The organism is Peribacillus sp. NPDC060253 (genome assembly GCF_042727425.1).
Lineage (GTDB): Bacteria > Bacillota > Bacilli > Bacillales > DSM-1321 > Peribacillus.
In genome coordinates, this window is the sequence record NZ_JBHXAS010000003.1 from 73369 (window position 1) to 88295 (window position 14927).

Below are 14927 nucleotides of genomic sequence, written 5' to 3' on the forward strand. Positions count from 1 at the left end.
CTTTATCGTGCCTTATTGTTCGCTTCTCAATGAAACTGCTATCATTTCTAAACTAGATACTGCCATAAACTATTCGTCATTTATCACGTAATTCCCTTTAAAATTATAGATTTTTTTTCTGCTTTTTCCGGGAAATGGACCATTTTTCAATTAGGATCCTTCTAATCAGGGCAATATTTTGAAAGAGTCTTACGCCGAACACAAAGATTGCGGCTAAATACAAGTCTACACCAAGATGTACACCTAGAAAAGCCAAACCTGCGGCCAAAACAATATTAAAGAAGAATCCGGTAACAAATACTACTTCATCATAAAGATTTTGCAGATGAGCCCGTATGCCTCCAAATAAGGTATCAAAAGCTGCAAGCACCGCAATGGAGAGATAATTTGAATATTCATGTGGAATATCGAAATCCACCAAAAAACCGAGGGTGATTCCAATCAGGAGTCCAAAAACTGGCAGCCACATTACGATTCCCCCCCATCCATAATGGGTTTCATATGCTCCACATTAATCTCATTTTGGTATGCCGGCAATGTCAACTCACCAGAAGGCGTCTTAATTTGCACTTCAAAATTATCTATAAAGAAATCATCCATTAGTTCAGAACCTTCTATACGCTGCTTCAGCTTCTTTGGATTAACGGTCAGTGCCTGCATTTCGACAGGGTAATCAACTAGGGGATATCCATCTATTTTCGGCTGACCATTAATATCACGAATCACCGAAGATGATATGTACCTTTGTCCTGAAATGGAAATTTCGTCAGCACCAAACCTATACATCTCATTAATGAGCCTTCTTAGCAATACAGGTGAAATGTACTCAATCCGCTCACCAAGAAGGATCTCTTCTTTAATCGGTTGTATGGACACGATTACCCCACTGCCTTTTATTTCGGTCAAACCTGCGTCAGTCTTTAATTCCGTCAGGGTGTCACGCAATACTTCTTCTTTACTCTCATTTTTCTTTGTTTCATAGGATGCAATCTTTCCCTCAAGCTTACTAATATCCTCTATTAAATCCACCTGGGTCTGCTGTTCTTTCAATAAATCATTTTTCAGCTCCCACATATCCCTTGTATCGGAAACGACAGGTTGATTCACCAAATTGAATTGAATAGCGAGCATGAAGCCAGCAATCAAAGTAACCAAACTAAAAGCAAGCTTTTTTTTCATTTCCAGTTTCTCACCAATCTTTCATCAAATCCGGCGATCTAATCAACCTCCAATAATTGGATCAAAAATGATATTCTTTTGCTTTTCCACTGTAAAGATAATATTTTCATTAACCAGCTGTTCCTTAATGCCACCAGGCAAGTCCAGGGAAGCACCAAGTACCTCAGGGTCCCCAATTGCAGAAATGATAAATGGAGCAGGATGCTGATGGCCATCGATTGTTATCACAGGTCCATTACAGATTATATAGGAATCATGATTTAACCGTTGACCATTAATCGCAATAGCCTCTGCACCTGATATGTATAGTTCATTGACAACCTTGAAGACATGCTGCTCATGAACCAGGTAGTTATTTACATTGGCTTCTGAGCCCATGTCTGTACCATCTTCAAGGGTCACCTGAAGGCCCGTTCCTTTTACTTTCACTTTTCCGAGATACATCCGGTATTTCTCCGTATCCTTTGCCAAATTGAAAAATAGCTGCTTTTCCTGCGCTAAGTCTTTTTCAATTTTGGATACATTTCCTTGCTTTTGAAGGAGTTCCCTCTGAAGTTCCCGGTTTCGTTCCTCTTGCTCGATCAGTTGCTGCCTGAGTTCATATTCTTGATCCCAGGCTTTGTCCTTCCTTACTCCTTTACCATCTTTAGTCAGATTGTAGGAGAAGGCAATCATAAATCCGAGAACCACGCAAACCAGGGGTAAAACCACCCGTTTGCCCTTAATTTTCATCATTCGTGTCTTCCTTTTGGTCAGCGTCTTTATATGCTTTGAAATAAGAACCCACTTCAAGATCGATGACTCCCTTTACCTTTGGATCCAACTGACTGACAATCGATGGATAGTGAATCATTTTCTCGTATAAAGTCCGGCTTGTCGCACTTACTTCAAACCCATCGTTCATAAACATGACAATATGGTAGACATCGGTTTTGGTTGGATCATAATGAATTTCCGAAATGGCATTCTGAATCTCAACAGGAAGCTTGTCCAGCTCTTCTAAAAGCAACTTTAATTCTTTACCCTCTTTGAAACCAATTAAAACTGGGGCAAATACTGGAATTTCGCCAGTTGCTAACTCATCCAAAACGGTCCCGTTTTCCAAAATGGGAGCAAACTTCCCATTATTGGACAGATATGCCATTCTGTTATGCTCCGAAACCGTAATTTTAATGGAATTAGGAAATACAGGAGTTACCTTAACGCTTTTTATTTCCTGATTTTTTTTAATATTAGCGGCTGCTGCCCCAGTATCAACCTTCCAAATGCTCCGATCCTTCTTCACTTTACTCAATTTAATGATTTGCTTGGAAGTGAAATAGCGATTCCCTTCTACCTGCACGGATTTCACATAGCTTAACGGGGATAAGAAATAAAGCACACAAGCAACCAGAATGAAGAAAAGGGAAAGCAAAAGAACAAGTCGTCTGTTTGCTTTGCTTTTTCTTAATTGTTTTAATTTCGGGATGCGGTCCTCAATGGAAACGATTTTCCCCTTTTCCATCCCTTTCACCTCTTCCTGAAAAAATGGATGGTTTTATGTCACAATACGAAAACTAGACAAGCTCAAAATTCGGTATTTCTAAACTTAAAAGGTAACACATTATACCACAAAATTTGGATATAAAGAATAAATCCTCTATTATTTCCGGCCGATGATTTCCACTTCTGTTTCCATTTCAATGCCAAACTTATCATACACTGTATCCTTCACATGCTGGATCAAGGCTTGAACATCCGCTGCACTTCCATTACCTGTGTTAACGATAAAGTTACCGTGCATCGGGGAAATCTGCGCTCCGCCAATCGAGTGGCCCTTCAGGCCGGCATTCTCCACCAATTTACCTGCATGATGGGGAAGCGGATTCCTAAATATGCTCCCGGCACATGGAAGATTATACGGTTGGGTATCTTTACGATAGTTTTTGTTATTCTGCATTCTTTCAACGATTTCGGTTTTATCGCCCTCAGTCAATTGAAAAATGGCTTCCAATACGATTCCGGGTCTTTTCTTTTGAAGTAAAGAAGTACGATAAGAAAACTCCATTTCTTCCTTAGAAAGCCAAGCCAAAGTTCCATCATCAAAAAGAACATGTGCCTCCTTAAGGATTTCACTCATATCGGAACCGTGTGCACCAGCGTTCATATAGACAGCGCCACCGACCGAACCGGGGATCCCACTGGCAAATTCCAATCCCGCATACCCTTTTTTACTGATTTGAACGGACAAGCTGACAAGTGACACACCTGCGCCAGCTTTAATCTCCGCGCCATTTATCTCAAGGTGGTCAAGTCCTTTCCCCAGTTTAAGCACGGCACCTTCAATTCCGCCATCACTGACAAGGAGGTTTGAGCCCCTGCCAATCGCCCTCCATGGTATGGCTGTTTCTTTGATGACCTGCATCGTCTTCTCTATATTTTCAATGGAAGATGGCACGATGAATAAATCAGCCGGCCCTCCAATTTTCATAGTTGTATGATTCGCAAGTGGTTCCTGTTCAAGAACTTTGCCGATTTTCATTTCAGTTAATTGCTTTATCACTTTATCCATGATAAACCTCCTCGTTGTTCCAAAAACTCCAAATAATGATTTTCATTTCCTCTTCCATGAGGTCACTTATTTTACAAGAATGATAACACCTTTTAAGCAGAAAAATGAACAGCAGCAAGCGCCAGTACGGCCTAACCCTCTTATACTATAGTCTAAACAAAGACGTATTGCCAATATTTATTGTGGATTCCCCAACATTCATTACTGGTAATATTTAAGCGTCATTTCATTTTTTTCTAAATTTCCGAAAGATGCCCTTCAATATCGTTTTCCTGCAAAGGTTTTCAATTTAAAAATAAAAAAAGGGAAGCCCCATGTTTAACAGGACTTCCCTTTTGCCATACCTTTTATTTTCTTGATGTCAGAACCTTGAATAGCGGCTAATATTCAATAGCACCCCGATTGCCATCAACATGAGTGTCAGCGATGAACCGCCATAACTTAAGAGGGGCAAGGTGATACCCGTAACTGGCATCAATCCCGTTACTACCCCTATATTGATCATCACTTGAATGGCCACCATTGCAATGATTCCGACCGCTACAAGGCTCCCATACAAATCAGGGGCTCCAAGAGCGATTCGAATGCCACGCCAAAGCATTAGCGCGAATAACAAGATGACCAGAGAGCCTCCGATGAACCCCAGTTCCTCGGAAAGTATGGCAAAAATGAAATCGGTCTGCGGTTCCGGTAAATAGAAAAACTTCTGACGGCTTTGCCCAAGCCCCAGCCCGAACAATCCCCCGGGGCCGATTGCATAAAACGATTGAATCATTTGAAAGCCGCTACCCAAAGGGTCTTCCCATGGATCCAGAAATGATGTGATCCTCTTTATCCGGTAGGGCGCTGACAAAATCAGACCGATAAAACCAGCTATCCCGATTAACCCCAAGCCTAAAAAATGGCTGACTTTTGCCCCGGAAATAAAAATCATAACGATGCATGTTCCTACCATTACCGTTCCCGTTCCAAGGTCGGGCTGTAACATGATTAATCCAAAAGCCAAAAATACTAACCCCAAGGACGGAAGCATTCCTTTTTTAAAGGAGGTGATCAGCTTTTGCCGTTCGGATAAAAACTTAGCTAAAAAAGCGATCATTGCCAGCTTCATAAACTCAGAAGGTTGGACAGAAAAGGCACCTACACCAATCCAGCTCCTCGATCCATTCCTCGCCATCCCTATACCTGGTACAAGCACTGCCAAGAGCATAATGAAACAAATGATGATCAAAATCTTGGCCCAAGTCCGCCACGTCCAATAATCCACATTCATGATGAAAAACATGGCTATGACCCCAACGCAGGCAAACAGCAACTGTCTTTTTGCAAAATAAAATGAATCATCAAATTTATATGTTGCCCAAATGGCACTCGCGCTGTAAACCATGATTAACCCAACGGTCAAAAGACTTAAGGTGACGATAATGAGAATGAGATCGGGATTCGATTTTTTTAATGGCACGGACATCCACCTCTAGGAAGTTTTTCGAGCCTGTACGAATATAAAACTCAATGGCTGATTGCTTGTCAGCACTTTAGTCAAAAAAAAAGCGATAACGGCTCATTATCGCTTTTTTCCAAGGTGTCAACGTAGAAGCAGGTTCACTTCTTTCTGCGAAAGCTGTTACTTAAGTTTATGCACGGCCTCCATAAACATGTCTCCTCTTTGCTCGAAAGTTTTATATTGATCCCAGCTTGCACAAGCTGGGGAGAGGAGAATACAGTCGCCTTCATTTGATAATTCAAATGCAGCCGGTACGGCCTTTTCTACATTATCGACACGTTTTATATTCGTTATTCCTATTTCTTTGGCTACCCGCTCTATTTTTTCAGCTGTTTCGCCAAAAGTTATCACCGCTTTGACATTTTTCATAGCCGGTTTTAACTCATCGAATTCATTTCCGCGATCCAAACCGCCAGCCAATAAGATGACTGGTTCCGTAAAGGATGTTAGCGCTTTGGAAGCTGCAAGAATGTTCGTCGCTTTTGAATCATTATAAAATTTGCGATTTTCGATCGTTGTTACGAACTGCAGACGGTGCTCCACACCATAAAATGTTTTCAGTACAGTCTGAATGGCTTCGTTTGCGACACCCTTCAGTTTGGCCGCTGAAATAGCTGCTAGCACATTTTCCAAATTATGTTTTCCAGGAAGGGCGATCTCGGAAACTTCAATGATTTTTTCTCCACGGAAGTAAACGGCTCCTTCTTCAACATAGGCTCCATTTTCATGTTTCACTTCCGTTGAAAATGGAACAAGTTCAGCCTTGGTCTTTTTCGCCATGGATATAACAGCATCTTGATCTGCATTATAAATCATGAAATCTGAAGCTAGTTGGTTTTTTGCAATCGCAGCTTTTGCTTCTGCATATTCCTGTTTGGAGCTGTGATAATCCAAGTGCGCATCATATAAATTTGTCAAGATAGAGATTTCTGGACGAAATTCTTCTATTCCCATTAGCTGAAACGATGATAATTCGATGACGATCGAATCATCGGATTTTGCTTTCTCGGCGACACCAGAAGCTACAGTCCCGATATTCCCAGCGATAAGCGGTGATTTCTCACCGGTCTTCAACATTTCGAAAACCAATGTAGTCGTAGTCGTTTTCCCATTTGTACCCGTGATGCCTATGAAAGGCGCCTCACTAATCTGATAAGCTAATTCAACTTCCGTAATAACCGGGATTCCTTTTTCCAATGCACCTTTTACTATAGGGTTCCGATAGGGGATTCCTGGGTTTTTCACGATCAATTCGAAGCCCTCATCAAGAAGTTCAATCGGATGACTACCGCAGATGACTTTGATTCCCTGTTCTAGAAGTCCTTGAGCCTCTGGATTTTCCGATAATGGCTTCATGTCATTAACCGTCACGAATGCACCTAATTTATGTAGAAGCGAAGCTGCCATCACTCCGCTTTTTGCCAATCCCAAAACCAATATTTTTTTCTCTGAATACTTGACTGTCTCTTTCAATTATATCCACACCTCTAAATAGATTCCGAGTACCGCACACAGCAGGCCTACTGTCCAGAAGGTCACGACGACGCGCCATTCAGACCAACCAGAAAGCTCGTAATGGTGGTGCAGCGGACTCATTTTAAAAATACGTTTACCAGTCGTTTTAAAAGATCCTACCTGTAAGATTACCGAGAGCGTCTCTATAACGAATACTCCGCCAATGATTACCAGGAGAATTTCAAGCTTCGTTAATAAAGCGATGGTAGCGATCGCCCCTCCAAGTGCCAAGGACCCTGTATCTCCCATGAATACCTTTGCGGGATGTGCATTGAATACTAAAAATCCGAGTACTGCACCGACAACAGCCACCGAAAATATAGCGACATCATATTGTGACTGACTCCAGGCCAAAATGGCAAAGGCACCAAATGCAATGGCTGACGTGCCTGAGACAAGTCCATCAAGCCCATCCGTTAAGTTGACGGCATTCGAAAAACCTACCAGCCAGAAAATAACGATAAAGAGATAGAACCAGCCAAAATCAACAGAAAAGTCAGTACCTGGAATCGTCAATTCCGGATTAAAACGGTCTGTCTGCTTAAAGACGAAGTAAAAGATGACCGAAATCACTATTTGACCAATCAGTTTTTGCTTAGATGTCAGTCCTAGGTTACGCTTCATGACCACTTTGATGAAATCGTCCAAGAAACCTAGTAAACCAAAGCCCAAAGTTACGAATAATAATAAATACGTTTCTGTTGAAGGTACCGAAAATTTAAAAGTCATAACCAATGTAGCGATGGTAACCGATAATAAAATGACCAAACCGCCCATGGTGGGTGTTCCCGTTTTCTTAAGATGCGATTGTGGGCCTTCTTCTCTGATACTTTGCCCGAATTTCAACCTTCTTAAAAACGGGATGAAAACCGGCGAAAGAAGTACGGTTACTAAAAACGCCACCAAAATCGTATAAAAAATTACTTGTTCCAACATTCCTTACTCCCTCATTCCTAACACAATTCAAATATAAAATTCTGCTTGTTGTCTTTTCTTGTTTGCAGCCGGGGCTAATTCAACGTTGATTCAAACTGAACCTAAACGTCTTTGAATCGCCTTTTCCGCTTCTTCACGGTCATCGAAGTGAAGCACTTCGTCACCGACCAATTGATATGTTTCATGCCCTTTTCCGGCTATTAAAATAACGTCGCCCTCTTCCGCCTTGGAAACAGCATAAGCGATAGCCTGCCTGCGGTCTTCAATAACCGTATATTCTTTACCCACTACACCAGCTTCCATATCCCTAAGGATTTGTGCTGCATCTTCACTTCGTGGATTATCCGAGGTGAAAATAGGGTCAGTAGCCAAGCTGCATGCAATTTCAGCCATGATAGGGCGCTTTGTCTTGTCTCGGTCCCCGCCGCAGCCCACTATCACAAAAATTTTCTTTTCTGCAAACTCACCCACAGTTTTCAGTACATTTTCTAAACTGTCCGGAGTATGGGCATAGTCAACTATGACTGGGAAGCCCTGATTTGCTGTAATGAGCTCAAAACGGCCCGCAACACCTTTTATTTCCTCGATGGACCTAATTGTCTCATCCAGATCGTTCCCAGCGCATAAAGCGCTTGTGATGGCTGAGAGTACATTATAAACACTGAATTTCCCAATGAGCTTCAGCTGAATGTAACGCTCTTCTTTACCTGCTGTCAAGGTGAAAGATGTGCCATTTGCATTGATTTTTATATCCCTGGCCCTAATATCGGCTTCTTTGTCTATGCCGTATGTGACGACAGTAGCAGCGGTCGCTTTAATGAAATCACCCGTTGCCTCATCATCAGCATTAAGTACAGCATATTTAGGACGATTTTCTATGTAAGCATTTCCGAGCTGTGAGAAAAACAAGGATTTTGCCTGTCGGTATCTGTCCATGGTTTTATGAAAATCCAAATGGTCCTGTGTGAGGTTCGTAAAAACAGCAATATCAAAATCACAGCCATGAACGCGCCCAAGTTCAAGTGCGTGCGAAGAAACTTCCATTATGGCCGTTGAGACAGACGCTTCGGTCATTTCATGAAAAGCCTTTTGCAGCGTAACGCTATCAGGCGTCGTATTCTTGGTTTCATATACCGTATCGGCAATTTTTGTATACATCGTGCCTATCAATCCTGTTTTTTCATGTCGATCCTCGAAAATCTTTTCAAGTAAATGACTGGTGGTCGTCTTTCCGTTCGTACCTGTAATTCCAATAAGACGCATCTTTTGGGTAGGATGACTATAATATGCATCGGCAAGTACCGCCATCGCCCTGTTTGAATCCCTGACAACGATCACGGGTACTTCCAAATCAAGCGGCCTTTCGGCAATGATTGCCGCAGCTCCATGTTCAACAGCAGATTGGGCAAAATCATGACCATCGACTGTATAACCTTTTATACAAACAAATAGACTTCCGTCTTTGACTTTACGGTTGTCATTTTCAATGGAGGTGATTTCAGGATTCTCTCCTTCATAGGTGAATAAGGAGTGTAAATAAGATAGTAATTTGTGAAGCTTCATTTTTCCATCCCTCTCAACTTAATTTGAGGATTCATTATATGTGATTAGCCTTGGCTTGTCGAGAAACCATTTTTAATTATACGGGGTTATCTCGACTCCGTAAACAAAGCGGCTGATGTTTCTTCAGCCGCTTTAACTATTCATCTATTATATTATACTTATTCTGTATTTTCGCCAAGATAAATTCTTATTGTAGAGCCTTCTTTTACTTTAACACCTGGATCTGGTGCTTGATTTATGACTTTATCCCCATTACCGGCAATATCCAGCTTAAGATCAATGAGCTGTGTTTGCAACTCTTTCTTGCTCAGGCCCACAACATCAGGTACCTCGACCATTACTGGATCTGTCCAGACCGCCTCTTTCTCAATCTGGTTTTTTCTAGGCTTGACACCCATGGCCCTAAGTGAATCCTCCATGATATTCCCAACGATCGGAGCGGCAACGACCCCACCGAATTGTACCGTACCCTTCGGATTATCCACCGCGATATAGACGACGATTTGTGGATCATCAGCTGGAGCGACACCAATAAATGAGAGAATATAATTATTTTCAAGATATCGGCCATTTTCAGCTTTTTGCGCTGTACCTGTCTTCCCGCCTACTCGGTACGACTCCACGAACGCTCCTTTACCGCTGCCTTGCGCTACAACAGATTCAAGTGCTTCACGGACTTTCTTTGAGGTCGCTTCCGAAATCACCTTTTTCTTGGCCTGTGGGGTCTTTCTCATTAATACTTCACCAGTTTTTGGATCAACCAGTTCCTTGGCGATATAAGGCGTATACAAAGTTCCACCATTCACTGCGGCCGATACCGCTGTCACCTGTTGAATGGGAGTTACTGCAACACCTTGTCCAAACGCAGTGGTTGCCTGTTCAACCGGGCCAACTCGATCCATATTGAACATGATTCCTTTTCCTTCTCCTGTTAAATCAATTCCCGTTTTTTGTCCAAACCCAAAATCATTGATATATTTAAACAGCTTGTCTTTACCAAGCCGGTTCCCTAATTCTACAAATCCAGGGTTACATGAGTTCTCGACAACTTCAAGAAACGTTTGGTCCCCATGTCCTCCGCTTTTCCAGCAATGAAGCGTTGCCCCCGCCACTTCTACATGCCCGGAGTCATAATAATGTTCCCTTTGTAAATCTACCTTCCCTTCCTCCAGCGCTGCAGCAAGGGTGATGATCTTAAAAGTCGAACCCGGTTCATATATACTCCAAACTGGTAAATTGCGATTATACACTTCGGAGGGGACATTTTGAAAATTGGCCGGGTCAAAGGTCGGCCTGCTGGACATCGCTAATATTTCGCCGGTATTCGGGTTCATAGCTATGGCAATTAGGCCATCCGGATTATACGTTGCCTCCGCATTATCGAGCTCCCTCTCCACGATTGTCTGGATTTTGCTATCGATTGTCAGCTTCAAGTTATCTCCATCAACTGGAGGCTTATAGTCATCGGCCATATTCTCAAGTCTTTTACCTTTGGCATCCGAATAAAATTTAACAAATCCTTTCTCCCCACTTAGCTCCTTATCATAAGACAATTCTATTCCCATCAATCCTTGGTTATCAGAGCCCGTAAAACCAAGAACATGTGAAAGATATTCTCCAAATGGATAGTGACGCTTTGAGTCTTCAGCGATATATACACCTTTTATACCTAATGCCTTAATTTCCTTCGCCTTTTCATGAGATATCTTTCTGCCTTCCGGGATTCTGACACTCATCGCCTGTTTCGTTAACCATTGATAAGCCTTTTCCTTAGTCATATCCAATATTGAAGCAAGCTGTTCCGCCGTCTCCCCAGGATTTTCAATCTGTCTCGGGATGACATAGACGGTTGGTGCTGATATATTCGTTGCCAGCTCCACACCATTCCGATCCAAAATCTCTCCTCGCTTCGCTTCAAAAGGAATATTCCTGCTCCAGGAGTCTTTAGCCAGACCCGTCAACTTATCCCCAAGGTAAAATTGTACAATTCCCAAACGGATATCAATGATAAAAAAAACAACGATACCTACTGCCAATGCGATCGCCAGCCGTTTTCGGACAGTAACATTCGAAACACGCAAAAACAGGCACCTCCATTTCATACATGCTTCAATATATGCTTGTCTACTCCAAGCTAGACTAAGAACAATTCAAAAAAATAAAGAGGGTGATCCGTTTGGATCACCCCCTCCTCATTTTCACTCGGTTTTCTCTTTAGTCGGTATATCTTCAGAAGCCCCTTCAGGCTGGGATAATTCAATTTTGAAGGAGTCACCTTCCTTCATCTTTTTCCCTGCCTCAAGATTTTGTTTACTCACATACCCAGTTCCTGTAGTTTGCAGATCCAGCTTCGCAACCTTAGCTAATTTCATAACATCGCGTAAGGACCAACCTTCCATATCAGGAACTTTCATTTCACCTTCCGTTCTCAAGATTATTTTTTCACCCTGCAGGAGTGTACTCCCGGATTTCGGCGATTGATCGAGTACTTTCCGCCCACTTCCGATCGTGCTTACATCATAGCCAAGTTCCTTCAGCTCCCTGAGGGCTGAACTCTCCGTTTGATTCGTATAGTCAATGATTTTATTTGCTTTTTGTTTTTTCACATCAGAAGGCTTTATGTTTAAATATTGCAAGCTATTTTGCATAACAGGATTGAATATCTCTGACAATGGGTCTGCCCCAACATAAGATACACCTAGCTTTGGCTTCTTGACCGCCACATACATGACCAATTGCGGATCATCTTTTGGAGCCATACCTAAAAAGGAGAATACATAGTTATTTTTCCCTACTAAATATTTACCTGTCGGACCAGCTATTTGTGCTGTACCGGTTTTCCCTGCTACATCATATCCATCAATGGCATATTTCTTCCCTGTTCCATTTTTTGAAGAAATTACCGTTTCCAAATAGTCACGGACTTGTTTTGCACTTTCTGCCGAAATCGGTTCCCCGGTCACTTTTGGCTTTGTCGTTTTCAAAACCTTTCCAGTATCCTGATCCGAAATGCTTTTAATCACGTACGGCTGCATCATTTTTCCGTCATTAGCTATCGCGGAAGCTGCTTGGATCTGTTGTATCGGGGTAACGGTCGAACCTTGTCCAAAGGAAGTTGTCACTTTTTCAAGCTTATACTTATATTGAATTTTACCGGTTATCTCGTTTGGCAAATCTATCCCCGTTTTTTTATCGAAACCGAACTTGGTCAAATACTCACGGAAGGTATCAGCTCCGATCTTATCCATAGCAAGAGTAGCAAAAGCTACGTTGGAAGAACGTTGAACCCCTTCAAGAAAAGTCATGTTTTTTCCTCTTTTAATGCCACTATGATCATGAATTTCCCCTGAACCCGCTTTATAAGTTCCTGATACAAAACTATCATTTGGATTAAAGACCCCTTCCTCGACAGCCGCGGCAAGGGTGAATGTTTTCATGGTTGAACCTGGTTCGAAGGTTTCTTCAATAGCAAGGTTACGCCATGTATCCGTTAGCCCCTCTTTTGTTGTTGGATGGAAGGTAGGCCTTTGCCCCATCGCCACGATCTCCCCCGTTTTGGGATTGGACACAATTGCTATGATTTGTTCGGGATCATATTTTTCTTGCACTTTGCTCATCGAATCTTCCAAGAAAGTTTGGATCTTCTTGTCGATGGTCAATGTGACATCACTGCCATTATCCGGTGCAACCACCTTTTCTTTCGTATCCGGTAAGAGAAGACCCCATGAGTCACTGTCATATGTCAACTCCCCGTTCGTTTCCTTCAATTCTTTATTAAGGTACCTTTCAATTCCGAACTTACCAGCCATTTCTCCTGTTTTCTCATCTTTTTCTACATAGCCAATCAGATGGGATGCGAAGATACCATTTGGATAAAAACGTTTATTGGTTCTTCCAAATGTTATTCCCGGCAGTTCCAATTTTTCTATTTTCTGTTTGACGACCTGGGTCAAATCCTTGCCGGCACTTCCAAACTCCACCTGGTATGCTTTTTCTTTCGTAAGGCGCTCATAGATTTCCTGTTCATCCATGTCGATATATTTAGCGAGCTTGGCCGCGGTCATTTCCGGATCTTTGACGTGCTCCGGTTCCTTTTCACTGAGCACAGCCCTTAAAATATAGGAAGAGGTATCCTCGGCGATGACTTCACCATTTGTATCGAGTATGCTGCCCCTTTTTGCCTCTATGACCTGTTTTTTTTCATATTTCTTCTCCATTTTCGATGCCAGTACTTCCCCACCAGCCGTACCTGTCACCTGAATATACAAAAAGCGGCAGATTAAAACAAAAAAGAGCAGGCCGAATAAGAAGAATAATCCGGCTGCCCCATGCTTCATATTTTTTTGTTTCTGCATTATCACTGCACACCCTTCACATTATTCTTATTTAACTTGAACCCTAGCGCTGCAGCTTTTTTCCAAATTCTCTCGTATGTACTAAGTTCAGCAACCTGCACCTTCAAATCATCATTCACCTTACTCTGTTCATCAATGGACTTTTCAACTTGCTGGATCTCTTTATTCGTTTCATAAATGGTCGCTTGATCGGAAACTATTTTCACACCCATAAAGGCAACCATAATAGCAAGGGCACATAGTAAGAAAACTTCACCAATGGATATCTTCGCTTTACGGATGACCACTGTTTGATGTGTCTGTTGCTGCTGTTGGTCTTCATATTGCTGTTCTTGTATTTTTTTGGCTATGGAACTCATTCATGTTCCCCCTTACTGTTTTTTTCTATAATTTTTGCTTTTCGGCGATTCTTAGCTTAGCGGATCGAGAACGATTATTCCCTTCCAATTCATCCTCTGAAGGTAAGATTGGTTTTCTCGTTATTATTTTCATGGATGGTTTGAATTCTTCCGGGATAACCGGTAGTCCAGGCGGAAGGTCTGGCAAGCTACTAGCTTTTTTGAATACCGTTTTACATATTCTATCTTCAAGCGAATGGAATGTAATGACAGATATTCTTCCTTCCAAATCCAGGAGTGAAATCGCCTGCTCCAAGGAATCTTCAAAGACGCCAAGTTCATCATTTACAGCAATTCTTATTGCTTGGAATACTCGTTTCGCAGGGTGTCCGCCTTTACGTCTTGCCGGGGCCGGTATCCCATCTTTAATAAGCTCAACTAGCTCAAATGTCGTTTCAATCGGTTTAATTTCACGTGCCGCTTCAATTTTCCTGGCAATTTGCTTGGAAAACTTTTCTTCTCCATATTGAAAGAAAATTCGCATCAATTCATGGAATGACCAAGTATTCACGACATCATAGGCAGAAATGGCAGCACTTTGGTTCATCCTCATATCCAAAGGGGCATCATGGTTATAACTGAATCCCCGCTCCGGTGTATCCAATTGTGGCGATGACACACCTAAATCATAAAGAATCCCATCCACTTTCTCGATTCCCCGGGCATTCAGCTCTTCTTTTAAGTATTTAAAATTATTAGGAACAAGAACAATACGTTCGCCATAGCTTTCCAATTTTTCCTTAGCATTCCGGATCGCCGTTTCGTCCTGATCAAAAGCATAAAGCCTGCCCTTGTCAGAGAGCTGTGAAAGCAAGTATTCGCTGTGACCGGCTCCTCCTAAAGTACAATCCACGTAAATTCCATCAGGTTTGATGTTCAATCCATCAACCGTTTCTTTTAATAACACTGTTGTATGTTGAAACATG

General features: G+C 42.1%; 13 protein-coding genes. All 13 read right to left on the minus strand.

Translation table 11 applies throughout. The features are described 5' to 3' along the window. Positions 1-103: 103 nt before the first annotated feature. Positions 104-469: a small basic family protein gene (locus tag ACFWE9_RS01715; RefSeq protein WP_098371078.1), complete on the minus strand. Its 366-nt coding sequence runs from the start codon at positions 467-469 to the stop codon at positions 104-106. Beyond that, positions 469-1179, minus strand: coding sequence for a DUF881 domain-containing protein (locus ACFWE9_RS01720; protein ID WP_230158225.1), 711 nt, complete (start codon positions 1177-1179; stop codon positions 469-471). The genes ACFWE9_RS01715 and ACFWE9_RS01720 overlap by 1 nt, the downstream gene beginning before the upstream one ends. A gap of 42 nt (positions 1180-1221) precedes the next feature. Beyond that, positions 1222-1914: a DUF881 domain-containing protein gene (locus ACFWE9_RS01725; RefSeq protein ID WP_230158227.1), complete on the minus strand. Its 693-nt coding sequence runs from the start codon at positions 1912-1914 to the stop codon at positions 1222-1224. Further along, positions 1901-2683 carry a cell division protein FtsQ/DivIB gene (locus tag ACFWE9_RS01730; RefSeq protein WP_230158229.1) on the minus strand — a complete coding sequence of 261 codons (783 nt, stop codon included), beginning with the start codon at positions 2681-2683 and terminating at the stop codon, positions 1901-1903. The genes ACFWE9_RS01725 and ACFWE9_RS01730 overlap by 14 nt, the downstream gene beginning before the upstream one ends. 138 nt (positions 2684-2821) lie before the next feature. Continuing rightward, positions 2822-3730, minus strand: a complete 909-nt coding sequence (gene murB / locus ACFWE9_RS01735; RefSeq protein WP_230158231.1) for a UDP-N-acetylmuramate dehydrogenase — start codon at positions 3728-3730, stop codon at positions 2822-2824. A 361-nt stretch (positions 3731-4091) separates the two neighbouring features. Continuing rightward, a complete protein-coding gene (spoVE, locus tag ACFWE9_RS01740) occupies positions 4092-5192 on the minus strand; it encodes a stage V sporulation protein E (RefSeq protein ID WP_230158234.1) in 1101 nt (366 codons plus the stop codon). 162 nt (positions 5193-5354) lie between these two features. After that, entirely contained in the window at positions 5355-6707 is a 1353-nt protein-coding gene (gene murD / locus ACFWE9_RS01745; protein ID WP_230158236.1) for a UDP-N-acetylmuramoyl-L-alanine--D-glutamate ligase, read from the minus strand. Further along, a complete protein-coding gene (gene mraY, locus ACFWE9_RS01750; protein ID WP_230158237.1) occupies positions 6708-7685 on the minus strand; it encodes a phospho-N-acetylmuramoyl-pentapeptide-transferase in 978 nt (325 codons plus the stop codon). Between the two features lie 90 nt (positions 7686-7775). Beyond that, positions 7776-9248, minus strand: a complete 1473-nt coding sequence (locus ACFWE9_RS01755; RefSeq protein ID WP_230158238.1) for a UDP-N-acetylmuramoyl-L-alanyl-D-glutamate--2,6-diaminopimelate ligase — start codon at positions 9246-9248, stop codon at positions 7776-7778. Positions 9249-9406: 158 nt separating this feature from the next. Next, entirely contained in the window at positions 9407-11329 is a 1923-nt protein-coding gene (locus ACFWE9_RS01760; RefSeq protein WP_230158239.1) for a stage V sporulation protein D, read from the minus strand. A 117-nt stretch (positions 11330-11446) separates the two neighbouring features. Beyond that, complete coding sequence (locus ACFWE9_RS01765; protein WP_230158240.1) at positions 11447-13603, minus strand: penicillin-binding protein; 2157 nt, start codon at positions 13601-13603, stop codon at positions 11447-11449. 2 nt (positions 13604-13605) lie between these two features. Then, entirely contained in the window at positions 13606-13962 is a 357-nt protein-coding gene (gene ftsL / locus ACFWE9_RS01770; RefSeq protein WP_377355346.1) for a cell division protein FtsL, read from the minus strand. A 25-nt stretch (positions 13963-13987) separates the two neighbouring features. Further along, the gene (rsmH, locus tag ACFWE9_RS01775) at positions 13988-14926 is read right to left on the minus strand and encodes a 16S rRNA (cytosine(1402)-N(4))-methyltransferase RsmH (protein WP_230158242.1); all 939 of its coding nucleotides are present in this window, start codon (positions 14924-14926) and stop codon (positions 13988-13990) included. Position 14927 lies beyond the last annotated feature (1 nt).

Excerpts from the sequence above, each read along its gene's own strand:
- ACFWE9_RS01715 (WP_098371078.1), bottom strand. The coding sequence starts at position 469 with ATGTGGCTGCCAGTTTTTGGACTCCTGATTGGAATCACCCTCGGTTTT.
- ACFWE9_RS01720 (WP_230158225.1), bottom strand. The coding sequence starts at position 1,179 with ATGAAAAAAAAGCTTGCTTTTAGTTTGGTTACTTTGATTGCTGGCTTC.
- ACFWE9_RS01725 (WP_230158227.1), bottom strand. The coding sequence starts at position 1,914 with ATGATGAAAATTAAGGGCAAACGGGTGGTTTTACCCCTGGTTTGCGTG.
- ACFWE9_RS01730 (WP_230158229.1), bottom strand. The coding sequence starts at position 2,683 with ATGGAAAAGGGGAAAATCGTTTCCATTGAGGACCGCATCCCGAAATTA.
- murB (WP_230158231.1), bottom strand. The coding sequence starts at position 3,730 with ATGGATAAAGTGATAAAGCAATTAACTGAAATGAAAATCGGCAAAGTT.
- mraY (WP_230158237.1), bottom strand. The coding sequence starts at position 7,685 with ATGTTGGAACAAGTAATTTTTTATACGATTTTGGTGGCGTTTTTAGTA.
- ACFWE9_RS01755 (WP_230158238.1), bottom strand. The coding sequence starts at position 9,248 with ATGAAGCTTCACAAATTACTATCTTATTTACACTCCTTATTCACCTAT.
- ACFWE9_RS01765 (WP_230158240.1), bottom strand. The coding sequence starts at position 13,603 with ATGCAGAAACAAAAAAATATGAAGCATGGGGCAGCCGGATTATTCTTC.
- ftsL (WP_377355346.1), bottom strand. The coding sequence starts at position 13,962 with ATGAGTTCCATAGCCAAAAAAATACAAGAACAGCAATATGAAGACCAA.
- rsmH (WP_230158242.1), bottom strand. The coding sequence starts at position 14,926 with ATGTTTCAACATACAACAGTGTTATTAAAAGAAACGGTTGATGGATTG.